Genomic DNA, 23,409 nt, shown 5'->3' on the forward strand with positions numbered 1-23,409 from the left:
GGCTTGCATGTTCACGAAGATCCTGGTTGCCAATCGCGGTGAGATCGCCATCCGTGCGTTCCGTGCCGCAGTCGAGCTCGGTGCGAAGACGGTCGCGGTCTACCCGTTCGAAGACCGCAACTCCCTGCACCGCCTGAAGGCCGATGAGGCGTACCAGATCGGCGAACCGGGCCACCCGGTGCGCGCCTACCTCGACGTGTCGGAGATCATCCGCGTGGCGAAGGAGTCGGGCGCCGACGCGATCTACCCGGGCTACGGGTTCCTCTCCGAGAACCCCGAGCTCGCGCAGGCGGCGGCCGAGGCGGGCATCGCGTTCATCGGCCCTCCCAAGCACGTGCTCGAGATGGCCGGCAACAAGGTGACGGCGAAGGAGCACGCGATCGCGGCCGGCGTCCCCGTCCTGAAGTCGACCCCGCCCTCGCGCGACATCGAGGCGCTCCTCGCCCAGGCCGACGAGATCGGGTTCCCGATCTTCGCGAAGGCCGTCGCGGGCGGCGGCGGTCGCGGCATGCGCCGCGTCGACGCCGCACCCGAGCTGCGTGCTGCGCTCGAAGAGGCGATGCGCGAGGCCGACAGCGCCTTCGGCGACCCGACGATGTTCCTCGAGCAGGCCGTGCTGCGCCCGCGTCACATCGAGGTGCAGGTGCTCGCCGACTCGAACGGCGAGACCGTCCACCTCTTCGAGCGCGACTGCTCGGTGCAGCGCCGCCACCAGAAGGTCATCGAGATCGCGCCGGCGCCGAACCTCTCCGACGAGATCCGCCAGTCGCTCTACCGCGACGCCATCGCATTCGCGCGCTCGATCGGCTACGTCAACGCGGGCACCGTCGAGTTCCTGCTCGACACCGCGGGCGACCGGGCCGGCCAGCACGTCTTCATCGAGATGAACCCGCGCATCCAGGTCGAGCACACCGTCACCGAAGAGGTGACCGACGTCGACCTCGTCGTCGCGCAGATGCGCATCGCCGCCGGTGCCTCGCTCGCCGAGCTCGGCCTCGAGCAGGATCAGATCCGCCTGCGCGGCGCGGCCCTCCAGTGCCGCATCACCACCGAGGACCCGACGGCGGGCTTCCGCCCCGACACGGGCAAGATCACGACGTACCGCTCGCCTGGCGGCGCCGGCATCCGACTCGACGGCGGAACGATCAACCCGGGTGCGCAGATCAGCCCCCACTTCGACTCGATGCTCGCGAAGCTGACCTGCCGCGGCCGCGACCACGTCGCCGCCGTCGCGCGCGCCAAGCGCGCCCTCGCCGAGTTCCGCATCCGCGGCGTCTCGACGAACATCCCGTTCCTGCAGGCCGTCCTGGAGGACCCGGCGTTCGTCGCGGGCGACCTCAGCACCTCGTTCATCGACGAGCGGCCGCAGCTGCTGCGCGGCCGCGTCTCGAAGGACCGCGGCACGAAGATCCTCAACTGGCTCGCCGACGTCACCGTGAACCAGCCGAACGGCCCGGCGCCGATCAGCGTCAGCCCGGTCGAGAAGCTGCCCCCGCTCGACCTCGCGACGCCCGCTCCCGACGGCTCGCGGCAGCGCCTCCTCGAACTCGGGCCCGCCGGCTTCGCCGCGGCGCTGCGCGCCCAGACGCCGCTCGCGGTGACCGAGACGACCTTCCGGGACGCCCACCAGTCGCTGCTCGCGACCCGTGTGCGCACGAAGGACCTGGTCGCCGTCGCGCCGTACGTCGCCAGGCTGACGCCCGAACTCCTCTCGGTCGAGGCGTGGGGCGGAGCCACGTACGACGTCGCGCTGCGCTTCCTCGGCGAGGACCCGTGGGACCGCCTCGCGGCACTGCGCGAGGCGCTGCCGAACGTGAACATCCAGATGCTCCTCCGCGGGCGCAACACGGTCGGCTACACGCCGTACCCGACCGAGGTGACCGACGCGTTCGTGCGCGAGGCCGCGGCGACGGGCGTCGACATCTTCCGCATCTTCGACGCGCTGAACGACGTCTCGCAGATGCGCCCGGCGATCGACTCCGTCCTCGCGACGGGTCACAGCGTCGCCGAGGTCGCGCTCTGCTACACCGGCGACCTGCTCGACCCCGCCGAAGACCTCTACACGCTCGACTACTACCTGCGCCTCGCCGACCAGATCGTCGGCGCGGGTGCGCACGTCCTCGCGATCAAGGACATGGCGGGCCTGCTCCGTCCGGCCGCGGCGGCGAAGCTCGTGGGCGCCCTGCGCGAGCGCTTCGACGTCCCCGTGCACCTGCACACCCACGACACCGCGGGCGGCCAGCTCGCGACGCTGCTCGCCGCGAGCGCCGCCGGCGTCGACGCCGTCGACGTCGCGAGCGCCCCGATGGCGGGCACGACGAGCCAGCCCTCGGCCTCCTCGCTCGTGGCCGCGCTCGCGCACACCGAGCGCGACACCGGCATCTCGCTCGACGCGGTCAGCGACCTCGAGCCCTACTGGGAGGCGGTGCGTCGTCTCTACAAGCCGTTCGAGTCCGGGCTGCCGGGTCCCACCGGGCGCGTCTACCACCACGAGATCCCGGGCGGCCAGCTCTCGAACCTGCGCCAGCAGGCGATCGCCCTCGGCCTCGCCGACGACTTCGAGCTCATCGAGGACATGTACGCCGCCGCCGACTCGATCCTCGGCCGAGTGCCGAAGGTCACGCCCTCGTCGAAGGTCGTCGGCGACCTGGCGCTGCACCTCGCGGCCGTCAAGGCCGATCCGGCCGACTTCGCCGCGAACCCCGAGAAGTACGACGTGCCCGACTCGGTGATCGGCTTCATGGCCGGCGAGCTCGGCGACCTGCCGGGCGGCTGGCCCGAGCCCTTCCGAACGAAGGTGCTCGCCGGCAAGGATGTGCGCATCGGGGTCACCGAGCTCACGACCGAGCAGCGCGCCGCGCTCGAGGCCGACAGCGCGACCCGCCGTGCGACGCTCAACGCTCTGCTCTTCCCGGCGCCGACCCGCCAGTTCGAGCAGATCCGCGAGCTCTTCGGCGACCTCTCGGTCGTCGACACCGCCGATTACCTCTATGGTCTGCGCCCCGGGGCCGAGCACGTCGTCGAGATCGCGAAGGGCGTCAAGCTCTACGCGGGCCTCGAGGCGATCGGCGAGGCCGACGACAAGGGCATGCGCACCGTGATGACGATCCTCAACGGCCAGCTCCGCCCGGTCTTCGTGCGCGACCGCAGCATCACGGTCGACACTCGAGCAGCAGAGAAGGCGGATGCCTCGCAGCCCGGACAGATCGCCGCGCCCTTCTCGGGCGTGGTCACGCTGCAGGTCGAAGCGGGCACCGAGATCGCAGCCGGACAGAGCGTCGCCTCGATCGAGGCGATGAAGATGGAGGCCGCGATCACCTCGCCCGTCGCGGGCGTCGTGGAGCGCGTCGCCATCCCGAAGACCCAGCAGGTGGAGGCGGGTGATCTGCTCGTCGTCGTGCGTCCGCGCTAGGCTTGGCGTGGATGGGCACTGATGAGGAGGGGATTCGGTGGCTGAAGAGACGCATGAAACGGGCCCGGTGACGCGGCGCGGAGTCGGGGTCCGCACGGGTCCGGTCGACCGGGTCGGCCCGTCGACCTCGACCGGCGCCCACGCCGCGGTGCCCACGCCCGACCTCGACCTCCGGGTCGACCTCCCGCCCGCACCGGTGCGAGAGGTTCCCGAAGACGAGGTGGCCGTCGCGATCGACGATGTCTCGGTGAACCCCGGAGCGATCAGCGGCGGTGGCGACACGAGCACCCGCTCGGTCGACGTCCTCGCCGGGGGCCTGCCCAGCAGCTCCTACCGCAGCGCGGCCCGCCGCGAGGCGTCGCCCTACAGCGCGCTCCTCGCCGCGGATGCGACGAAGGCGGCCCGCGAGGTCGATCGGGTCGATGCGGCGTCGCCGGGCGGCGCGTCCCAGGTCGCGCTCGCCTCCGACGACGGCCATGACGTCGCGCTGCCGGCCGAGGTGCCCGAGGCGCCCGAGTCGCTGACGGCCGATCGGCTGATCGACCTCAACCGCACGACGCGGCCCGCTCCCCAGGGCGGGTTCAACCGGTTCCTCTACGAGGCATCCCTGCATCTCGTGAACCTCGGCGACTCGGCGAAGGCCCGCGCCCACAAGGCGATGAACCAGCGCATCCAGAAGCGGTTCGAGGGCGGCGCGAGGTTCGTTCCCGTGCTCACCCGCAAGGGCGGCGTCGGCAAGACGACGATCACCGCACTGCTCGGCATGGCCCTGGCCGACGCCCGCGACGACCGCGTCATCGCGATCGACGCGAACCCGGATCGCGGCACGCTCGCCGAACGGGTCGACCGCCAGACTCGCGAGACGGTGCGCGACGTGGTCGCCAAGGCGTCGTCGATCGGCGGCTACACCGACTTCTCCCGATTCGTGTCGCGCGACGAGACGCGACTCGACATCCTGGCCTCCGACACCGATCCGACGCTCTCCGAGGCGTTCGACGACAACGACTACAACGTCGTCGCCGGGCTCGCGGCGCGGTACTACTCGCTCGTGCTGACCGACTGCGGCACGGGCATCGTCCACTCCGTGATGCGTGCGACGCTGCAGCGCGCCGACTCGATCGTGATCGTCTCGGGCGGCAGCGTCGACGAGGCCCGACTGGCCTCGGAGACGCTCACCTGGCTCGAGGCGAACGGCTACGGCGAGCTCGTCCGCAACGCGGTCGTCGCGATCAACCTCGCGACGCAGGGAACGCACCTCGTGAAGGTCGACGAGATCGAGGCGCACTTCCAGTCGCGCGTCCGCGAGATCGTGCGCATCCCCTACGACCCCCAACTCGCGGCCGGTTCCGTGGTCAACTGGCACGAGCTGCGCCCGGTGACCCAGCACGCGGCCCGCGAACTCGCCGCCCTCGTGGTGGAAGGACTGCCCGCCGAGCGCGGGCACTGATCGGAGAACATTGCCAGAGCGTCCCATTCGCCTGTTCGGCGACCCCGTCTTGAAGACCGTCTCAGCCCCCGTCGAACAGGTCGATGATCGCGTGCGCGCGCTCGTCGCCGACCTGCTCGACAGTGTTCGGCTGCCGGGTCGCGCCGGGGTCGCCGCATCGCAGATCGGCGTGAACGTCCGCGCCTTCAGCTACAACATCGACGGCGAGGTCGGGTACGTGCTGAACCCCGAGCTCGTCGAGGTGTCGGGCGAGAAGGAGGCCATCGACGAGGGCTGCCTGTCGGTGCCGGGACTGTGGCGGAAGACGCCGCGCTATCCGTTCGCGCGCGTGCGCGGCATCGACCTCGACGGCAACGAGATCGAGGTCTCGGGCACGGGGCTCATGGCGCAGGCGCTGCAGCACGAGACCGACCACCTCGACGGCCTGCTCTACCTCGACCGTCTCGAGAACGACGAGCGTCGCTCGGCGATGAAGGAGATCCGCGAGTCCGACTGGTTCTGACGAGCGCGGTCGCCCGCCGGCGGCGGCGTCGCGAGCGGATCGGCGAACGAGAAAGCGCCCCACGGGATTCCCGTGGGGCGCTTCGTCGTCGCAGCGGCGTCAGCTGACGATCGAGTGGCCCTCGGTCGCCGGCGCACCCGAGTACATCGCCTCGATGAGGGGGGCGAAGTCCTGCAGGATGATGTTGCGCTTGATGCTGAGCTTGGGCGTGAGGTGCCCGCTCTCCTCGGTGAGTTCGCTCGTGAGGATGGTGAACTTGCGGATCGACTCGGCACGCGAGACGTTCTCGTTCGCCGCGTCGACCGCGCGCTGCACCTCGGCGAGCACCGCCGCGTTCGTGGAGGCCTCCTCGAGCGTCATGCCGGCGTCCTCGCCGTTGTTGTTCAGCCAGACCGGCAGCATCTCGGAGTCGAGCGTGACGAGCGCCGAGATGAACGGCTTCTGGTCGCCGACCACGACGACCTGCCCGACGAGCGGGTTCGCGCGGATCGGATCCTCGAGGGCGGCCGGGGCGACGTTCTTGCCGCCGGCGGTGACGATGATCTCCTTCTTGCGGCCGGTGATCGTGAGGAACCCGTCGGCGTCGAACGAGCCGATGTCGCCGGTCTTGAACCACTCGCCGTCGAAGGTGTCGGCCGTCGCCTCGGGGTTCTTCCAGTACTCCTTGAACACGGCGACGCCCTTGACCTGGATCTCGCCGTCGTCTCCGAGGCGGATCGCGTTGCCGGGCAGCGCGGGGCCGACGGTGCCGATCTTCGACTTCGACGGCAGGTTGACGCTCGCCGGTGCGGTCGTCTCGGTGAGACCGTAGCCCTCGAGGATCGTGATGCCGAGCGCGTGGTAGAAGTGTCCGAGGCGCGGCCCGAGCGGTGCGGAGCCCGACACGGCGTACTTGACGTTGCCGCCCATCGCCTCGCGGAGCTTCGAGAAGACGAGCGCGTCGAACAGCTTGAACTTGAGCTTCAGGCCGAGCGGCACCTTGCCCTGCTCGAGGGCGATCGAGTACGCGACGGCGGTGTCGGCCGCGGCGCGGAAGATCTTGCCCTTGCCGCCGGCCTCGGCCTTCTGCTCGGAGACGTTGTAGACCTTCTCGAAGACGCGCGGGACGGCGAGGAGGAAGGTCGGCTTGAAGCTGCCGAGCGAGGGGAGGAGCTGCTTCGTGTCGGGCTGGTGGCCGACACGCACGCCCGCGTGCACGCAGAGCACGGCGATGAACCGGGCGAAGACGTGCGCGAGCGTGATGAAGAGGAGCGTCGAGGCGCCGTTCGGGTCGAGCACGACCTCGTCGAGGGCCACGGCCGAGTTGCGCGAGAGCTCGACGAAGTTCGAGTGGGTGAGCACGCAGCCCTTGGGCTTGCCGGTCGAGCCCGAGGTGTAGATGAGCGTCGCGATGTCGTCGCCGTCGGCGAGCTTGCGACGACGCTCGATCTCGTCGTCGGGCACCTCGGTGCCGCCGGCAGCGAGCTTCTCGAGGTCGCCGAGATCGATCTGCCAGGTGTTGCGGATGCCGGGGAGGTCGGGGTGCACCTCGTCGAAGCGCGCGAAGTGGTCGGCGGTCTCGACGATGATCGCGATGGCGCCCGAGTCGCTGAGGTTCCAGCGCACCTGCGCGGGGGAGCTCGTCTCGTAGACGGGCACCAGGACGGCACCGGCGAACCAGGTGGCGAAGTCGATGAGCGTCCACTCGTAGCGCGTCTTGCACATGAGGCCGATCTTGTCGCCCGGCTGGATGCCGGCGGCGACGAGCCCCTTCGCGAGCGCGATGACCTGATCGTAGAACTCGCGCGTCGTCACCGGCGACCAGCCGCCGTCGGCGGTGGGCACTGAGAACAGCACCGAGTCGGGCGTCGCGGCGAGCCGGTCGACGAGCAGGTCGGTGGTGTTCGCCGTGGGGTCTGGTGAGACCACGGCGGGCGTGGAGAATTCGGTCACGGTAGCTCCTTCGGCACCGGGAGGATCGCGCCCGGCTCGGGTACCTGCGCGACCTCGGCATTGGGGTCGATTACACTCTAGTCGTTGCTCGCGTGGCCACGGTCCCGGCACGAATCAGCCTCGTACCTCTTTGTCCCAGAAAGGCGGCGTCCGCGTGCACGCGATCGGAATCGACATCGGGGGGACGAAGATCGCCGGAGCGGTCGTCGACGAGCTCGGCGGCATCGTCCGCAGCGACCGCGTTCCGACGCCCGCCGGCGACGCCGCGAGCCTCGAGACCGCCGTCGTCGAGATGATCGAGGGCCTCCGCGCCGGCGAGGAGATCGGCGCCGTCGGCGTCGCCGCGGCCGGCTTCGTCGACGCCGCGCAGTCGACGCTCTACTACGCGCCGAACATCGACTGGCGCAACGAGCCGTTGCGCGAGAAGCTCGAGGCGCGCGTCGGCGGCACCGTCGTGGTCGACAACGACGCCAATGCGGCGGGCTGGGCCGAATTCCGGTTCGGCGCGGGGCGTCTCGTCAGCGACATGGTCATGCTCACGATCGGCACGGGCGTCGGCGGTGCGATCGTCGCGAACGACCGGCTGTTCCGCGGCGGGTTCGGCGCGGGCGCCGAGCTCGGTCACCTCCGCGTCGTGCCCGACGGGCTCGCGTGCGGCTGCGGTCAGCGCGGGTGCATCGAGCAGTACGGCTCGGGGCGGGCGCTCCTGCGCATGGCCGGCGAGATCGCCGACGCCGGCGGCATCGGGCAGGCGCTCGCCCGTGCACGCGCCGAGCACGGCGAGCTCGACGGGGCGATCGTCGGCGGACTCATCGCCGAGGGCGACCCCGGCGCCGTCGCGGCGCTGCGCCAGCTCGGACACTGGCTGGGCGAGGCCGCGGCGAGCCTCTCGGCGGTGCTCGACCCGCAGCGTTTCGTGTTCGGCGGGGGCGTCGCGATCGCCGGCGACCTGCTGCTCGACCCCATCCGCGAGTCGTATCTCGAGCACCTCCCGGCGCGCGGTTACCACCCCGAGCCCGATTTCGTCGTCGCCGAGCTCCAGAACGACGCCGGCGTCGTCGGTGCGGCCGATCTCGCCCGCGTGTGGGTCGCCGAGCACGCCTGAGCGGGCCGGCGGTAGGCTGATCGATGCGCCACGAGAAGGGAGCCGCGCGGTGTTCTACTGGATCATGAAGAACCTCGTGATCGGGCCGATCCTCCTCTCGATCTTCAGGCCGTGGGTCGTCGGGCTCGAGAACGTGCCCAAGGAGGGCGCCGTGGTGCTGGCGTCGAACCACCTCTCCTTCATCGACTCGATCTTCCTGCCGCTCGTCGTCGACCGCCCGGTGGTCTTCCTCGCGAAGAGCGACTACTTCACCGGCAAGGGGCTCAAGGGCTGGGCGACCCGCGTGTTCTTCCAGGCCGCCGGTCAGCTGCCGATCGACCGCTCCGGCGGCAAGGCCTCCGAGGCATCCCTCAACACCGGTCTCCGCGTCCTCGCCGAGGGCAGCATCCTCGGCATCTACCCCGAGGGCACCCGCAGCCCCGACGGCAAGCTCTATCGCGGGCGCACCGGTGTCGCGCGCATGGTCCTCGAGTCGGGCGTCCCCGTGATCCCCGTGGCGATGATCGGCACCGAGCACGTCATGCCCATCGGCAAGCGGCTGCCGAAGGTGCGCCGCATCGGGATCATCGTCGGCCAGCCGATCGACTTCTCCCGCTTCGAGGGGCTCGAGGGCGATCGCTTCGTGTTGCGTTCTGTGACGGACGAGCTCGTCTACCGTCTCCGGGCGTTGAGCGGCCAGGAATACGTCGACGTGTACGCGAGTTCCGTGAAGGAGCAGCGGGCCTCCCAATCGCGGTAGGCTCGAGGCGCGGCGGCGCGAACTGCGTCGCCGTTCCGCATCACGGCGCACCAGCGCCCCTCACCCCTCAGGACACACCCGTGGTACAGCTTGTCGAGCCCTTCGTGAACGCAGATCCTTCCGTGATCGCGGGCCTCGACTATTGGCGCGAGCTGCCGATCAAGCAGCAGCCCACCTGGCCCGATGCCGAGGCGGCGCGCGCGGCCTCGGCCGAACTGGCCACGCTGCCGCCGCTCGTCTTCGCGGGCGAGGTCGACACGATGCGCGAGCGACTCGCGGCCGCCTCGCGCGGTGAGGCCTTCCTCCTCCAGGGCGGCGACTGCGCCGAGACCTTCGCCGGTGCGACCGCCGACCAGATCCGCAACCGGGTGAAGACGGTCCTGCAGATGGCCGTGGTGCTCACGTACGGCGCCTCGATGCCGGTCGTGAAGATGGGCCGCATGGCGGGCCAGTTCGCGAAGCCGCGCTCGAGCGACCACGAGACCCGTGGCGACGTGACGCTGCCCGCCTACCGCGGCGACATCGTCAACGGGTACGACTTCACGCCCGAGTCGCGCGCCGCCGATCCCGGTCGCCTGATCCGCGGCTACCACACGGCCGCGTCGACGCTGAACCTCATCCGCGCCTTCACCCAGGGCGGCTTCGCCGACCTGCGCCAGGTGCACTCGTGGAACCAGGGCTTCGCGAAGAACCCCGCGAACTCCCGCTACGAGTCGATGGCGCGCGAGATCGACCGCGCAGTGAAGTTCATGGATGCCTGCGGCGCCGACTTCGAGGCGCTCAAGCACACCGAGTTCTACACCGGCCACGAGGGCCTGCTGATGGACTACGAGCGGCCGATGACGCGCATCGACTCGCGCACCGGCACCCCGTACGTGACGAGCGGCCACTTCATCTGGATCGGTGAGCGCACGCGCGAGCTCGACGGCGCGCACGTCGACTTCCTCTCGCGCGTCCGCAACCCGATCGGGGTGAAGCTCGGCCCGACGACGAGCCCCGAGACGATGCTCGAGCTCATCGAGAAGCTCGATCCCGAGCGCGAGCCGGGCCGTCTCACCTTCATCACGCGCATGGGCGCCGGCAAGATCCGCGAGGCGCTGCCGCCGCTGCTCGAGGCGGTCAAGCAGAGCGACGCGAACCCGCTGTGGGTGACCGACCCGATGCACGGCAACGGCATCACGACGCCCACCGGCTACAAAACCCGTCGTTTCGACGACGTCGTCGACGAGGTCAAGGGCTTCTTCGAGGCGCACCGCGCGGCCGGCACGCACCCGGGCGGCATCCACGTCGAGCTCACCGGCGACGACGTCACCGAGTGCCTCGGCGGCTCCGAGCAGATCGACGAGGCGACCCTCGCGACGCGCTACGAGTCGCTGTGCGACCCCCGCCTGAACCACATGCAGTCGCTCGAGCTCGCGTTCCTCGTGGCCGAGGAGCTCGCGGCGCGATAGCCCGCACGATCAGCGAGTTCGGCGCGGGGCATCTTCATTCTCGGGGGATGCCCCGCGCCGAACTCGTGCTCCCGGGGCGCACGCCGACGACGGGGCGGGCCGGAACGCCGGCCGGCACGGTCGAAGTCGCTGCACGCCGCCACGCCGGACTGACGCGCGGAGCCGAGGCGCCGGTGCCGCTCAGACCGTGAGGGTGGCGACGAGGGTGATCGTGCTTCCGCGGACCGCCTGCGTCTCGGCGGCCGGGTTCTGCTCGTTCACGGTGGCGAAGGCGATGAACGCCTCGGGGAAGCTGTGGGCGACCTTGAACCCCGCCGCCTCGAGCTCGTCGATGGCGTCCTGGAGGGGCTTGCCGACGACGTTCGGCACGGCGACCAGGTCCTGGCCCTTCGACACCGTCAGCTCGACGGTCGACCCCGGGCGCATGGGGTCGCTCAGCCAGTCGGCGGTGACGACGTGGTCCTTCGGGACGTCGTTCGAGAAGACCGGGTCCTTGTAGGTCACCTCGAGCCCGGCGTCCTTCAGCTTCGCCTCGGCATCGGCGACCGCGAGGCCCTCGACGGGCGGCACCGGGCCGACCGAGACGATCAGGGTGACCTCGCCCCGTTCGGGGTAGCTCGACGGAAGCGCCTCGCCGTCGGCGCCCAGGGCGCCGATCACGGAGCCGGGCGGCACGTCGGCCGAGAACTGCTCGACGGGGTCGAGGAGCGTGAACTCGGCGAGGAGCTCGTTCGCCGCGTCGACCGGCTGGCCGACGACGTCGGGCACCTCGAGGATGCGCGGCCCTTCGGAGACGAGGAGGACCACCGTCGAGCCGTTGCGCGCCGAGCTCCCGCCGGCGGGATCGGTGTCGATGACGGAGCCTGCGGCGATCTCGGGATCGGTGCGGGTCTCCTGCTTCACCTGGAACCCGGCGTCGGTGAGCAGCTCGAGCGCCGCCTCGGGCGTCTTCGCGGTCGTGTCGGGGATCGTCACGTACGCGCCGGGGCCGGCGCCGAAGTACCAGCCCGTTCCTGCGGCGAGGCCGGTGACGAGGAGGACGAGCGCGAGGATCCAGTAGCCGCGCCGCTTGCGACGTGCGGCGCTCGTCGAGAGCTCGGCGGCGTCGTCGCCGTCGGACGCCTCGGCCGTCGCGACCGCCGCGGGACCGGCGAGCGCCGCTGCGCCGAGCACGCGCGTCTCGGCCGTGGCGGTGCCCAGCGGCTCGCCGGCGGTGGGCAGCACCATCGTCGCCTGGGTGGTGAGCGGGACGTGCGAGGAGCGCAGCACCGGTTCGGCCTCACGCAGCCGGTCGAGCAGCTCGCGAGCGTCGCGGGGGCGCTCGTCGGGGTCGCGGCGCGTGGCCCAGAGCACGAGTTCGTCGAGCTCCGCCGGCACGGCCGGGTTCTTCGAGCTGGGGGCCGGGACCTCGTCGTTCGCGTGCTGGTACGCGATCGTCATCGGCGCCTCGCCGACGTAGGGCTGCTCGCCCGTCAGCATCTCGAACATCATGATGCCGACGGCGTAGATGTCGCTGCGAGCGTCGGCGACCCCGCGGGTCACGAGCTCGGGGGAGAGGTAGGCGATCGTGCCGAGGAGTGCCTGCCCGGTCGCGGTGTTCGCGCTGGCGGCGCGGGCGAGCCCGAAGTCGCCGAGCTTGATGCGGCCGTCGTCGGCGAGCAGTACGTTCTCGGGCTTGAGATCGCGGTGCACGATGCCGGCCTTGTGCGCAGCGGCGAGACCCGAGAGCACCGCGTCCATGATGTCGACGGTCTGCTCGGGGGTGAGCTTCTTGTAGTCCTTCAGGAGCTCGCGAAGCGTGATGCCGGGCAGGTACTCCATGACGAGGTACGCCATGTCGGCGTCCTGGCCCTGGTCGAAGACGTTCACGACGTTCGGGTGCGCGAGCCGGGCGGCCGAACGGGCCTCCTGCACGAAGCGCGTCTTGAAGGTGTTGTCGTCGGCCAGATGACCGTGCATGATCTTGATCGCGACCCGCCGCTCCAGACGGAGGTCGGTCGCGAGGTAGACGGTCGCCATGCCGCCACGGGCGATCCGGGAGCGCACCTGATAGCGGCCGTCGATGAGACGGCCGATCATCGGGTCAGCGGGCGCGTTGGTCACTGTCCGAGTCTACGAAACGGCATATGCCCCGATCTGAACAAACGCCGCAGACGCGCCGATCGAAACCCCATCGTGATGCGGGTCAGCCGAGCTCGGCGAGCCAGGCCTTCGCCTGCGCCTCCCACTTGGCGTAGTGGTCGGGGTGCGCGCTCCGCTGCACCGATTGCGCCGCCTCGGTGAGCGACATCGATTCCCAACCGGGAATGTCGAGCAGCCCGGCGGTGACGCCGGGGTTGGGATTGGTCGGGCCGCCGTAGAAGGCGGTCGCGGCGCGCACCGGGTCGAGCACCTCCTCGACCGTGCCCCAGCCCTGGCTCGGTCGCTGCTGGAACAGCCCCTGCGAGTCGCGATCGCCGTGGCGGACGTTCTTCAGGCCGGACTCCTGGGCGGCCGCCGCGAGGGCGACGACGATCCCCGAGTCGGGAACGCCGAGCTCGCGGCCCACGTCGACGATGAGCTGGGCGTTGGTGCGCATCTCCTCGGTGAGCACGACGCTCACGGACGCGACGGCGACGACGGGGACCGGCCGGGGGATGGCGAGCCGTTGGCCCGCCCTGATCGTCGCGTTCGCGTCGAGGCCGTTCGCCGCGATGAGCGCGGCGACCTCGACGTCGTTCCGCGCCGCGATGTCCCACACGGTGTCGCCGTCGACGACGAGGTGCGTGTCGGCCGGCGCGGTCGCCCCGGGCTCCGCGGCGGGAGGCGCGGTGATGGGCGGGGGAGCCGACGCCCCCGCCGAGCGATCGTCGGCGTCGGGCGGCAGCACGATCGCCTCGCCGGGGAAGATGAGGGACTGGCGGCTGAGGCCGTTGACCCTGAGCAGCTCGCCCAGCGCGACGCCGTATCGATCGGCGATGCCGCTCATCGTGTCGCCGTCGACGACGAGGTGCTTCGCGATGGCGTCGCGGGCGGGCGGCGCCGCCGCCGCACGGCCGCCGGGCAGTGCGAGGCGCTGGCCGGGGAAGATCAGGCTCGACCAGCCGAGCCCGTTGTGCGCGAGCACCTCCGCGGTCGAGAGGCCGTATCGCTCGGCGATGCCGCTGACCGTGTCGCCCTCCGCGACGACGATCTCCGCCGGGACGGCGCCTGTGGCCGAGGCGGCGCGCACGGCCGCCCCGGCGGTCGACGCCTTCGCCTTCGGCTGGCGCTTGACCGGCTGCGGCGCGGCCTCGGCCGGCTGCGCGATGCCCAGGGTGACGGCCACGGCGCTCACGACGGCGAGCGGCACGGTCAGCAGCCCGCGGATGCCGCGAGCCGGCCCGCGTCCGCCGGGTCGACGCGGTTCGCGCCCGCCGGCGTCGTCGACGTCGTACGCCATGGTTCCCCCTTCGCCGGCCTGATGCTCCGGCTCTCGCCACCGTCGCACAGGCGTCGGGGCGAGTCAAACACCCGGCCGCGAGTCCGCCGACTCGGGGTGGACGCGGGCCTGGGGACGTTCGGCGCCCGTTCCGCCGATCGCCGTCGGCTCCGTGGCCCCACTTCCCGGTCGGCCCCCGGACGTGGCAGGCTTGTGCTGTGACCGATGCCGCCCAGACCACCTGGCTGACCGTTCCCGACCTCGTCGAGCTGCTGGGCGAGAGCCCGAGCCGCGTGCGCCGCATGATCGACGACCGGCATCTGCTGGCCGCTCGGGTCGACGGCGTGCTGAAGGTCCCCGCCGTCTTCATCAAGAACGACGCGCCGATGCCCGAGATCCACGGCACCGCGATCGTGCTCGCCGACGCGGGCTTCAGCGACACCGAGGCGCTCGAGTGGTTCCTCGCCGAGGAGGACAGCCTCGGCACCACTCCGATCGACGCCCTGCGCGCCGGCCGGAAGGCGGAGGTCCGACGGATCGCCCAAGCGCTCGCCTGAGCTGGAGTGCCGGCCGGTACACGTGAGGTCCGCGCCGCTCAGCTCGTACGGCGGGTGACCGTCTTCGCCATCGCGGCGAGCTCGTTGCGGGCCTCGTTCCCGAGCGGTGCGTCGTCGAGGGCCGCGACCGCTCGGGCCGCGTTCCGGGCGATGAGGTCCTCGACCTCGTCGACGGCTCCGCATTCGGTGATCGTGCGCTGCAGCATCCGCACCTGCTCGGCGCTCAGCGACGGGTCGCCGAGGAGTTCGTCGAGCAGTCGCCGCTGTCCGGCCGCGAGCCGTTCGCGCGCGATCGCGATGAGCACGGTCCGCTTGCCCTCCCGCAGGTCGTCGCCGCTCGGCTTGCCGGTGACCCCGGGGTCTCCGAACACCCCGAGCAGGTCGTCGCGCAGCTGGTAGGCGATGCCGAGCGGCAGGCCGAAGTCGCGGAGTGCGCGGAGCTGCGCCTCGTCGGCCCCGGCGATCGAGGCGCCGATCAGGAGTGGCGCCTCGATGCTGTACTTCGCCGACTTGTAGACGATGACGCGTTCGGCGCGGACCCGCTGCTCGTCGTCGGGCTGCACGTTCCAGGCGCGCTCCTCGAGGATGTCGAGGTACTGGCCCGCCGTGACCTCGGTGCGCATCCGCATGAACTCGCGACGCGCCGCGCGGGCGGCCGCGCGGTCGCCGAGGGCGTCGAGCCCCTCGTCGAGGATCTCGTCGCTCCAGCCGAGCAGGAGGTCGCCGAGGAGGATCGCCGAGTCGACGCCGAAGTCGGCGGAGTCCCCGGCCCAGCCGGAATCGGCGTGGAGCCCCTCGAAGAGCCGGTGCGCGGAGGGGAGGCCGCGGCGGGTGTCGGAACGGTCGATGAGGTCGTCGTGCACGAGCGCCGCGGCGTGGAAGAGCTCGAGCGCGGCCGCGGCCGAGACGACCGGGAACCGGTCGGGTCCCCCTGCGGACTCGAAGGGGTCGAAGCCGCGCGTTCGCACGGACTCCCAGCCCCAGTAGCAGAAGAGTGCGCGGAACCGCTTTCCGCCGCTGAGAAAGCGCCGAGAGAAGCCGTCGAGCGGTTCGAGATCGGCGCTGATCGAGCGGAGAATGGAGGTGCGTTCGGCGAGGAATTCCTCGATGCGTTCGTGCACCATATCGACCAGTCGGGAGCTGTGAGCCACCCGCCTAGCCTACCGACGCAACGCAGGGCTAGAATGGACTCGGATGCGTCGATCCCGAGCCTGAGGGGAAAGAGATGCCGCTTTCAGAGCAGGAGCAACGTCTTCTCGAGGAGATGGAGCGGAACCTCTATCGCAACGATGCCGATTTCGTGCACGCCGTCGGCGGCGTGCGCGGTCGGCGACCGAACTACCGCGCCATCGTGCTCGGTGTGCTGCTCGCCGTCGCCGGCGTCGGTGCGCTGATCGTCGGCGTCGCCACCCAGATCCTGATCGTCGGCATCCTGGGCTTCGCGCTCATGTTCGCCGGCGTGCTCGTCGCGATCACGCCGTCGAAGCGCGGTGCCGCGGCGCCCGCTCCGAACGAGCAGTCCTCCGGTGCGGCCAAGCCGCGCTCCGGCTCGGGCTTCATGGACCGCATGAACGAGCGCTGGGACCGTCGCCAGGACGGGCACGAGTAGCCACTCCACTTCGCACCACCTGAACGGGCCGATCGTCTGATCGGCCCGTTTTTCGTGTCTCAGGGGCCGCTCGTCCGGTCGCCCCGGCCCGTCGCCGAGGCATCCGGCCCGTGATCGACCCCATTTCCCCCCTCCGGCGTGTCGATCTCCTCCACCTCCCTCCACCCGCGTAAATCCGCGTGAACACGGGGGTTCCTCGACTGATCCTCAGCGAATTCGAGCGAATGTCGTTGATCGGTGGATGGAGGTGGAGTAAAGTGGGGGCACCTGGATTCTGGCCGGAGGAAAGGGGGTGGTGCGGTGTTCCTCGGGAGTTACGAACCAAAGCTCGATGAGAAGGGTCGCGTCATTCTTCCGGCGAAATTCCGGGAGGAGCTGTCGAACGGGCTCGTGCTGACACGCGGGCAGGAGCGCTGCGTCTACGTGTTCAGCGCTCGCGAGTTCGAGAGCATGAGCGAGAAGATCCGCCAAGCCCCGGTCACGAGCAAGCAGGCACGCGATTACATGCGCGTGTTCCTCTCGGGGGCGTCCGCGGAGACCCCCGACAAGCAGAACCGGGTCACCATCCCCGCCATGCTCCGCAGCTATGCGGGGCTCGACCGGGACCTCACGGTCATCGGCGCCGGCAGCCGGGTGGAGATCTGGGACCAGGCGGCGTGGCAGAGCTACCTCGCCGAGCAGGAGGCGGCCTTCGCGGAGACGGCGGAGGAGGTGATCCCCGGACTCTTCTGATCCACGGGTCCCGACTCCCAGCCGGCCGGGCCTGGTGCACTTCCCCGCATCAGGACGAACGGATGGGGATCAGGGCTCGAAGGCCCGGAAGGCAAGGCGGAATCATGGACATCGAACGCATTCACACCCCGGTCATGCTCGAGCGCACGCTCGAGCTGCTCGCCCCGGCGCTCGAGCAGCGCGGCGCGGTGATGGTCGATGCCACCCTCGGCATGGGCGGCCACACCGCGGCGTTCCTCGAACGCTTCCCCGAGCTCACGGTCATCGGCCTCGACCGCGACACCGACGCGCTCGCCATCGCCCGCGAGCGCCTCGCGAAGTACGGCGACCGCGCCCGCTTCGTGCACACGGTCTACGACGGCATCGCGAAGGCGGTCCGGTCCGAGGGGTTCACCGAGGTGCAGGGCGTGCTCTTCGACCTCGGCGTCTCCTCCTTGCAGCTCGACCGCGCCGAGCGCGGCTTCGCCTACTCGAAGGACGCGCCGCTCGACATGCGGATGGACTTCACGAAGGGGCGCACCGCGGCCGACGTCATCGCGGAGTCGAGCGAGGACGAGCTGCGACGCATCTTCCTCGACTACGGCGAGGAGAAGCTCGCGGCACGCTACGCGCGCGCCATCGTGAGGGCGCGCGAGGAGGCCCCGATCACGCGATCGGCCGAGCTCGTCGCCGTGATCCAGGCGGCGACCCCGGTGGCCGTGCAGCGGCAGGGGCACCCGGCGAAGCGGGTCTTCCAGGCCCTGCGCATCGAGGTGAACGAGGAGCTGTCGGTGCTCGAGCGGGCGATGCCCGCGGCCCTCGACTCGATCGCCGTCGGCGGCCGCATCGTCGTGCTCGCCTACCAGTCGCTCGAGGACCGCATCGTCAAGCGGGTGCTGCAGGCCGCAGCGAGCTCGTCGGCACCCGCAGGGCTGCCGATGGAGCTGCCCGAGCACCGCCCGCAGTGGAAGCTCCTCGTCAGGGGAGCGGAGCTCGCGAGCGAATCCGAGCAGGCGGAGAACCCGCGTGCGAAGCCGGTGCGACTGCGCGCCGCAGAACGAGTGAGGAGGCCGTCATGAGCGCTGTGCCGGCCCAGTCCCTTCCCGCGCCCCGGCGCGCGCCCGAGCGGCCCCGCTGGCTGCGCCCCGCGCCCGAACCCGGCGGCGGTCGTGCGAAGCCCCGGCTCGCGTACGCGATCATCGCGGTCGCCGGAGTCGCGGTCATCGTCGTCGCGCAGCTGCTGCTCTCGATCGCCATCACGCAGGGCGCCTACGACATCGACGCGGTGACGATGCAGCAGTCCACCCTCGATCGCCAGGAGCAGCAGCTCCGCGAGGACCTCGACCGGGTCGAGTCGCCGCAGTACCTCGCCGCGAACGCCGAGGCGCTCGGCATGGTCCCGAACTCCAACCCGGTGCTGCTCCGGCTCTCCGACGGATCCGTGAGCGGCGACCCGTCCGCGGCGACCGGGGGAGCCGCGGCATCCGCGCCGCTCGTCCCGAATGCGCTCATCGACGGCGTGCCGCTCGTGACCGAGCGGCCCGCGGAGGAGACTCCGAAGGGCGAGACCGCAGCGGGGGCGGCGGGCGGAGCGGCGGCCGAGGTCCCCGCTCAGGCTCCGGCACCTCCGCCCGCCGGCGAGGGCCTGCCGACGCCGGCCACCCACTAGCACGAGCACCACGAGCACGAACGAGGACCGCAGCGGATGAACCGAACGAGTCGCCACCCGATGCGCAGGATCCTCGCCTCGGCGGTCGTGCTCCTCGTGCTCGTCGGGGTGTTCGTCGTGAAGCTCGTCGACATCCAGGTGGTGCGCGCCTCCGCGCTGAACGCCAAGTCGCAGGATGCGAGATCCCAGCCGGTGAAGGTGTGGGGCGCCCGCGGCGACATCGTCGACGCGAACGGCACCGTGCTCGCCGACAGCGTGATGCGCTACGACATCGTCATCTCGCCGAAGCAGGCGCAGCTGGCGGTCGTCGAAGAGAAGCAGAAGAAGGATCCGAAGCACAAGGCCGAGGTCACGACCGAGGAGCTCGTCGCCGCGCTCGCGCCGGCGGCGGCGGAACTCGGGCCCCTGCTCGGCCTCACGGCCGACCAGGTGGTCGGGGTGATCACCTCGAAGCTCGCGGAGGACCCCGACTCCGACTACGCCTTCCTCGCGAAGCAGGTCGACACGGAGTCGTACGAAGCGGTCAAGGCGCTCGACGTCCCATGGGTGTACGCCGAGAAGCACCCCAGCCGGACGTATCCGAACGGCGCGGTCGGCGGCAACCTCCTCGGGTTCGTGCAGCCCGACGACGGCACGCCGCTCCAGGGCCTCGAACTCGCCGAGGACCAGTGCCTCGCAGGCACCGACGGCGAGGTCAGCTACCTGCACAGCGCGGCCGACTGGGTGCCCATCCCCGGCAGCGAGATCGTGCACAAGCAGGCGAAGGACGGCGGCACGCTGAAGCTCACGATCGACGCCGACCTGCAGTACTTCGTGCAGCGCGTCGCCGAGGAGCAGCGCCGGGCCGTCGGCGCCGACTGGGCCACGGTGACGGTCATGGAGGTGAAGACCGGGCGCCTGCTGGCGATCGCCGACGTGCCGACGGTCGACCCGAACGACCCGTCGGCGACCGACGCCGACGACCGCGGCTCGCGGGCGTTCACGGCGCCGTTCGAGCCCGGCTCGACCTTCAAGGCGCTCACGGCCGCCTCGGTGCTCGACGCGGGCAAGGCGACGCCGGTCGACCAGATCATCGCGCCGTACCGGTACCTGCCGCCGAACGGCGCGAACATCAACGACAGCGCGTATCACGACGACTCGCGGCTCACGCTCACGGGCGTGCTCGTCGACTCGTCGAACACCGGGATGTCGATGTTCGGCGAGCGGATCAGCGACCGGCAGCGCTACGAGGACATGCTCGACTTCGGGCTCGGCGAGCCGACGGAGGTCGGATTCCCCCAGGAGGCCGCGGGCGACCTGCACGGCGACCCCGACGACTGGGACAACCAGACGAAGTACGCGACCATGTTCGGGCAGGGCCTCACCACGACCGCCGTGCAGATCGCGAGCGTCTACCAGACCCTCGCGAACGGCGGCGTGCGCATGCCGGTCACGCTCGTCGACGGGTGCACGACCGCCGACGGGGAGACGACCTCCCCGCCGGCGCAGGGCAGGAGGGTGGTCTCCGAGAAGGCCGCCGACGAGACGAGCGCCATGCTCGAGCGCGTGTACGCCGAGGGCTGGCTCGCCGACCAGTGGGAGATCCCGGGATACCGCGTCGCCGCGAAGACGGGCACCGCGCAGGTCGCCGGCCCCGACGGGCAGTACCTGCCAGGCTACCTCGTCTCCGTCTCCGGCTTCGCTCCGGCCGACGATCCCGAGTTCGTCGTTTCGGTGAGCTTCCAGAATGCCGTTAAGATGAACTCGTCCGCCGCATCCGCTCCCGTCTTCCAAGAAGTGATGAGCCAGGTGCTGAAGAAGTATCGGACCGTTCCATCCGGCGCCCCGGCGCCCGATCTGCCAGCCACCTGGTGAGAAAGTTGGGTTCGTGACCGGATCGCCTCCAACGGCCCTCCGGCCGCAGCACCCGAGCCCCCGAACGCTCCGCGGCCTCGCCGAGGAGTTCGGGTTCGACGTGCGCGGCGAGCTCGGCGACCTCGAGGTCACGGGCGCGGGCCTCGCCTCCGGCGCCGTGCGCCCCGGCGACCTCTACGTCGGCGTGCCCGGGCGCAACGCCCACGGTGCCGGCTACGCGGTCGCCGCCCGCGACGCGGGTGCCGTCGCCGTGCTGACCGATGAGGCCGGCGCGACGCTCGCCGCCGAGTCCGGCCTGCCGATCCTCGTCACCCCCGACGCCCGTGCCGCGCTCGGCGAGGTCGCCGCGTGGATCCACCGCACGGCCGAGAACCCGGCGACCACGTTCGCGGTCACCGGCACGAACGGCAAGACCAGCGTCGTGTACCTGCTCTACGGCATCCTCCGCCAGCTCGGCGTGACCGCCGGACTCACCTCGACCGCCGAGCGCCGCATCGGCGACGAGGCCGTCACGAGCTCGCTCACCACTCCCGAGGCGAGTGAGCTGCACGCGCTGCTCGCCCGCATGCGCGAGGTCGAGGTGCGCGCCGTCGGCATCGAGGTGTCGGCGCAGGCGCTCTCGCGGCACCGGGTCGACGGGCTCGTCTTCGACGTCGCCGGCTTCACGAACCTCACGCACGACCACCTCGACGACTACGCCGACATGAGCGAGTACTTCGAGGCGAAGCGCGAGCTCTTCCAGCCCGATCGCGCCCGCCGCGGCGTCGTCACGGTCGACTCCGAGTGGGGCCGCCGGCTCGTGGCCGAGTCGCGCATCCCGGTGACGACGCTGACGAGCGACGCCGAGGTTCCGGCCGACTGGCGACTCACGATCCTCGACGAGGCGGCCGCGTACACGGCGTTCGCGCTCGACGCGCCCGACGGGCGCCGGCTCGAGACGCGCGTGCCGCTGCTCGGCTGGTACATGGCGGCGAACGCCGCGCTGGCGATCGTCATGCTCACCGAGGCGGGCTACGACCTCGATCGCATCGCCGCCGCGCTCGAGCGCGACGGCGGCATCGACGCCTACATCCCCGGTCGCGCCGAGCGCATCTCGGGCGATCGCGGTCCGATCGTCTACATCGACTACGGGCACAGCCCCGACGCGTTCCTCCAGACGCTCGGCGCGATCCGCCGCTCGACCTCGGGTCGCGTCATCATGGTCTTCGGCGCCGACGGCGACCGCGACACGACCAAGCGCGCCGAGATGGGCGCGATCGCCGCCCGCGGTGCCGATGTCGTGGTCATCACCGACTTCCACCCTCGATTCGAGGATCCGGCGGCGATCCGCGCCGCGCTGATCGCCGGCGCGCGCGAGGCCGTGCCCGGACGCGAGATCCACGAGATCGCCGACCCGAGGGCGGCGTTCCGCGCGGCCCTCGCCCTCGCCGACGACGGCGACGCCATCCTCTACGCCGGCCCCGGCCACGAGGACTACCACGAAGTGAAAGGCGTGAAGATCCCGTACTCGGCACGCGAAGACTCCAAGCAGGCGCTCCGCGAAGCGGGGTGGCTCGAATGATCGCGCTCACGCTCTCCGAGATCGCGTCGGCCGCGGGCGGCACCCTCCGTCTCGACGGCGCGTCCGCGACCGCCGAGACCGTCGTCTCCGGCGCCGTCACGACCGACTCGCGCGAGATCGACGCGGGCGACGTGTTCGTCGCCAAGCGCGGCGAGTTCGACGACGGCCACCGCTTCGCACCGTCCGCGGTCGAGCGCGGCGCCGCCGTCCTGATCGTCGAGCACGCCCTCGAACTGCCCGTGCCGCAGATCGTTGTCGCCGACTCGATCGACGCGCTCGGCGCCCTCGCGACCGAGGTCGTGCGCCGGGTGCGCTCCCTCGGCAGGCTGCGCATCGTCGGCGTCACCGGCTCGAACGGCAAGACCACGACGAAGAACCTCCTGCGCGCCGTGCTCGAGAAGGTCGGCCCGACCGTCGCCGCGCGCGCCTCCTACAACAACGAGGTCGGCGCGCCCGTCACCATGCTCGAGCTCGCGGAGGACACCGAGTTCCTCGTCGCCGAGATGGGGGCCTCCGGCGTCGGCGAGATCGCCCGCCTCATCCGCATGGCACGCCCCGACGTCGGCATCGTGCTGAAGGTCGGCCTCGCGCACGCCGGCGAGTTCGGCGGCATCGAGAAGACCGTGCAGGCGAAGTCCGAGATGGTCACCGACCTGCTGCCCGGCGACGTGGCGGTGCTCAACGCCGACGATCCGCGCGTCGTTCCGATGGCCGGCCTCACCGACGCCCGCGTCGTCTGGTTCGGACTCGGCGACGCCGCCGAGGTGCGCGCGACCGAGCTCCGCGCCCACTCGCGCGGCACCGACTTCACGGTGACGGTGCCCGGCGGCGAGCAGGCACGGGTGCACTTCGGGGTGCTCGGCGAGCACCACGTCATGAACGCACTGGCCGCGGTTGCGGCATCCATCGAGCTCGGCGTGCCCCTCGCCGACGTGGTCGCCGCCCTCGAGCAGGTGACCCTCGCGGAGCGCTGGCGCATGCAGCTCATGGGCGGCCGCGACGGCATCACCGTCATCAACGACGCGTACAACGCGAGTCCCGACTCGATGTCGGCCGCGCTCAAGACCCTCGCCCAGGTGCGAGAGCCCGGCAGCCGCACGATCGCCGTCCTCGGCGAGATGAGCGAGCTCGGCGAGTTCTCGGGGGAGGAGCACGACCGCATCGGCCTCCTCGCCGTGCGCCTCGGGATCTCGCAGCTCGTCGTCGTCGGCCAGGCCGCGCGTCGACTGCACATCTCCGCGATCAACGAAGGATCGTGGGACGGCGAATCGGCATACGTCGAGTCCGCCGATGAGGCCTTCGAGCTCGTCACCGCGGGCGCCCGCCCCGGTGACACGATTTTGGTGAAATCGTCGAACTCGGCGGGTCTCCGCCTGCTCGGCGACCGACTGGGAGAATGGTTCGCGTGAGCGCAGTGCATCATCTCGGCGAGGCTGGGCAGTCGACCTGCCTGCTCGGCG

Annotated in this window: 18 protein-coding genes; 14 read left to right on the plus strand and 4 right to left on the minus strand. The window is 71.1% G+C overall.

Annotated features, from left to right (window positions below; translation table 11 throughout):
• The first annotated feature begins 7 nt into the window (after nucleotides 1–7).
• Genes ACFVTH_RS14025 through def form a run of 3 tightly spaced genes read left to right on the plus strand, consistent with a single transcriptional unit; the run spans nucleotide 8 to nucleotide 5,361 of the window.
• Complete coding sequence (locus ACFVTH_RS14025; RefSeq protein WP_387092032.1) at nucleotides 8–3,412, plus strand: pyruvate carboxylase; 3,405 nt, start codon at nucleotides 8–10, stop codon at nucleotides 3,410–3,412.
• Between the two features lie 37 nt (nucleotides 3,413–3,449).
• Entirely contained in the window at nucleotides 3,450–4,859 is a 1,410-nt protein-coding gene (locus tag ACFVTH_RS14030; RefSeq protein WP_387092035.1) for a MinD/ParA family protein, read from the plus strand.
• Nucleotides 4,860–4,869: 10 nt separating this feature from the next.
• Complete coding sequence (gene def, locus ACFVTH_RS14035; RefSeq protein WP_387092038.1) at nucleotides 4,870–5,361, plus strand: peptide deformylase; 492 nt, start codon at nucleotides 4,870–4,872, stop codon at nucleotides 5,359–5,361.
• A gap of 99 nt (nucleotides 5,362–5,460) precedes the next feature.
• Here def and ACFVTH_RS14040 read toward each other — a convergent pair whose 3' ends face one another.
• Nucleotides 5,461–7,293: an AMP-dependent synthetase/ligase gene (locus ACFVTH_RS14040; protein WP_387092041.1), complete on the minus strand. Its 1,833-nt coding sequence runs from the start codon at nucleotides 7,291–7,293 to the stop codon at nucleotides 5,461–5,463.
• 154 nt (nucleotides 7,294–7,447) lie between these two features.
• Between ACFVTH_RS14040 and ACFVTH_RS14045 the strand changes: the two genes are divergently transcribed.
• From ACFVTH_RS14045 to ACFVTH_RS14055, 3 genes are all read left to right on the plus strand, one after another.
• On the plus strand, nucleotides 7,448–8,398 hold the full coding sequence (locus tag ACFVTH_RS14045) for an ROK family glucokinase (RefSeq protein WP_387092043.1): 951 nt from the start codon (nucleotides 7,448–7,450) through the stop codon (nucleotides 8,396–8,398).
• A 49-nt stretch (nucleotides 8,399–8,447) separates the two neighbouring features.
• Nucleotides 8,448–9,137, plus strand: coding sequence for a lysophospholipid acyltransferase family protein (locus ACFVTH_RS14050; protein WP_387092046.1), 690 nt, complete (start codon nucleotides 8,448–8,450; stop codon nucleotides 9,135–9,137).
• An 80-nt stretch (nucleotides 9,138–9,217) separates the two neighbouring features.
• Nucleotides 9,218–10,588 carry a class II 3-deoxy-7-phosphoheptulonate synthase gene (locus ACFVTH_RS14055; RefSeq protein ID WP_386941605.1) on the plus strand — a complete coding sequence of 457 codons (1,371 nt, stop codon included), beginning with the start codon at nucleotides 9,218–9,220 and terminating at the stop codon, nucleotides 10,586–10,588.
• A gap of 180 nt (nucleotides 10,589–10,768) precedes the next feature.
• Here the strand turns inward: ACFVTH_RS14055 and pknB are convergent, their stop codons facing one another.
• Entirely contained in the window at nucleotides 10,769–12,691 is a 1,923-nt protein-coding gene (gene pknB / locus ACFVTH_RS14060; protein WP_387092048.1) for a Stk1 family PASTA domain-containing Ser/Thr kinase, read from the minus strand.
• An 82-nt stretch (nucleotides 12,692–12,773) separates the two neighbouring features.
• Nucleotides 12,774–14,009: a LysM peptidoglycan-binding domain-containing protein gene (locus ACFVTH_RS14065; RefSeq protein ID WP_387092050.1), complete on the minus strand. Its 1,236-nt coding sequence runs from the start codon at nucleotides 14,007–14,009 to the stop codon at nucleotides 12,774–12,776.
• A gap of 197 nt (nucleotides 14,010–14,206) precedes the next feature.
• Here ACFVTH_RS14065 and ACFVTH_RS14070 point away from each other — a divergent pair, with 197 nt between their 5' ends.
• The gene (locus tag ACFVTH_RS14070; RefSeq protein ID WP_386941608.1) at nucleotides 14,207–14,545 is read left to right on the plus strand and encodes an Rv2175c family DNA-binding protein; all 339 of its coding nucleotides are present in this window, start codon (nucleotides 14,207–14,209) and stop codon (nucleotides 14,543–14,545) included.
• A gap of 38 nt (nucleotides 14,546–14,583) precedes the next feature.
• Here ACFVTH_RS14070 and ACFVTH_RS14075 read toward each other — a convergent pair whose 3' ends face one another.
• Nucleotides 14,584–15,696 (minus strand): polyprenyl synthetase family protein, encoded by a 1,113-nt coding sequence (locus ACFVTH_RS14075; RefSeq protein ID WP_387092053.1) that lies wholly within the window; start codon nucleotides 15,694–15,696, stop codon nucleotides 14,584–14,586.
• Between the two features lie 74 nt (nucleotides 15,697–15,770).
• Between ACFVTH_RS14075 and ACFVTH_RS14080 the strand changes: the two genes are divergently transcribed.
• The 7 genes from ACFVTH_RS14080 (at nucleotide 15,771) to murF (ending at nucleotide 23,358) form a co-directional block, all read left to right on the plus strand.
• Entirely contained in the window at nucleotides 15,771–16,154 is a 384-nt protein-coding gene (locus tag ACFVTH_RS14080; protein WP_387092055.1) for a DUF3040 domain-containing protein, read from the plus strand.
• A 300-nt stretch (nucleotides 16,155–16,454) separates the two neighbouring features.
• A complete protein-coding gene (gene mraZ / locus ACFVTH_RS14085; protein ID WP_026378744.1) occupies nucleotides 16,455–16,886 on the plus strand; it encodes a division/cell wall cluster transcriptional repressor MraZ in 432 nt (143 codons plus the stop codon).
• Between the two features lie 104 nt (nucleotides 16,887–16,990).
• Nucleotides 16,991–17,944, plus strand: a complete 954-nt coding sequence (rsmH, locus tag ACFVTH_RS14090; RefSeq protein ID WP_387092058.1) for a 16S rRNA (cytosine(1402)-N(4))-methyltransferase RsmH — start codon at nucleotides 16,991–16,993, stop codon at nucleotides 17,942–17,944.
• On the plus strand, nucleotides 17,941–18,534 hold the full coding sequence (locus ACFVTH_RS14095; RefSeq protein ID WP_387092061.1) for a hypothetical protein: 594 nt from the start codon (nucleotides 17,941–17,943) through the stop codon (nucleotides 18,532–18,534). Before rsmH ends, ACFVTH_RS14095 begins: the two co-directional genes overlap by 4 nt.
• A gap of 36 nt (nucleotides 18,535–18,570) precedes the next feature.
• Entirely contained in the window at nucleotides 18,571–20,388 is a 1,818-nt protein-coding gene (locus tag ACFVTH_RS14100) for a peptidoglycan D,D-transpeptidase FtsI family protein (RefSeq protein WP_387092064.1), read from the plus strand.
• Between the two features lie 13 nt (nucleotides 20,389–20,401).
• Nucleotides 20,402–21,949, plus strand: a complete 1,548-nt coding sequence (locus tag ACFVTH_RS14105) for a Mur ligase family protein (protein WP_387092067.1) — start codon at nucleotides 20,402–20,404, stop codon at nucleotides 21,947–21,949.
• A complete protein-coding gene (gene murF, locus ACFVTH_RS14110) occupies nucleotides 21,946–23,358 on the plus strand; it encodes a UDP-N-acetylmuramoyl-tripeptide--D-alanyl-D-alanine ligase (protein WP_387092069.1) in 1,413 nt (470 codons plus the stop codon). Before ACFVTH_RS14105 ends, murF begins: the two co-directional genes overlap by 4 nt.
• Nucleotides 23,359–23,409 lie beyond the last annotated feature (51 nt).

Source organism: Agromyces sp. NPDC058104 (genome assembly GCF_042884835.1).
Lineage (GTDB): Bacteria > Actinomycetota > Actinomycetes > Actinomycetales > Microbacteriaceae > Agromyces.

Coding starts and splice junctions, on each gene's coding strand:
- ACFVTH_RS14100 (WP_387092064.1), top strand. CDS start 18,571: ATGAACCGAACGAGTCGCCACCCGATGCGCAGGATCCTCGCCTCGGCG.
- ACFVTH_RS14095 (WP_387092061.1), top strand. CDS start 17,941: ATGAGCGCTGTGCCGGCCCAGTCCCTTCCCGCGCCCCGGCGCGCGCCC.
- ACFVTH_RS14025 (WP_387092032.1), top strand. CDS start 8: ATGTTCACGAAGATCCTGGTTGCCAATCGCGGTGAGATCGCCATCCGT.
- ACFVTH_RS14080 (WP_387092055.1), top strand. CDS start 15,771: ATGCCGCTTTCAGAGCAGGAGCAACGTCTTCTCGAGGAGATGGAGCGG.
- murF (WP_387092069.1), top strand. CDS start 21,946: ATGATCGCGCTCACGCTCTCCGAGATCGCGTCGGCCGCGGGCGGCACC.
- rsmH (WP_387092058.1), top strand. CDS start 16,991: ATGGACATCGAACGCATTCACACCCCGGTCATGCTCGAGCGCACGCTC.
- ACFVTH_RS14065 (WP_387092050.1), bottom strand. CDS start 14,009: ATGGCGTACGACGTCGACGACGCCGGCGGGCGCGAACCGCGTCGACCC.